At 72.0% G+C, this 576-nt stretch carries 1 protein-coding gene; it reads left to right on the forward strand.

The window, feature by feature from the left end; translation table 11 throughout:
- Positions 1-130: 130 nt before the first annotated feature.
- Positions 131-576 (forward strand): hypothetical protein (locus tag AC2JF9_RS08310; protein WP_500726850.1); only part of this gene is annotated, 446 nt, incomplete at its 3' end.

The raw sequence follows: 576 nt of genomic DNA on the forward strand, positions 1-576 counted from the left end.
GCGGGGCGGCCGCCCCCGGCAGGGTCGATCTCGTCATGGACATGTATCATGCCGAGCATCGCGAGACCCGCGCGCCGGCGGGCTTCACCCTCGCCGACTGAGACGATTGCGAAAGCCCGGCGCGCCCGCCATGAAGGACGCCATGCTGACTGCCCTGAAGCGCGCCGGCGCCCTGATCCTGTTCCTGGTCGTGGCGCTCTGCTTCGCCCCCACGCTCATCCCGCCCTTTCTGGACCGCATCTATTATGAAGGGCCGGTCAGCGACCATTTCGACGGCGAGCGCTTCTTCAACCCGGACGGCGAGGACACGCTGCGCCCGCCGGCGGGCCGCCCCCGGGGCAGCTTCCTCGCGCGCTACCTGCTGGGGGACGAGCAGCGGCCGGAATGGCCCGCGAGGGTGGCGGTGGCCACCAGCCGCCCGGCGCCGCGCGTCGAGGGCGAGGCGATGGTGGCGACCTGGGTCGGCCATGCGACGATGCTGGTGCAGACGCAGGGCCTCAACATCCTGACCGATCCCATCTGGTCCGGCAATGCGGGCCCGTTCGGCCTCGGTCCCCGCCGCGTGACGGAGCCGGG

It is taken from the genome of Lactobacillus sp. C449L (assembly GCF_059900815.1).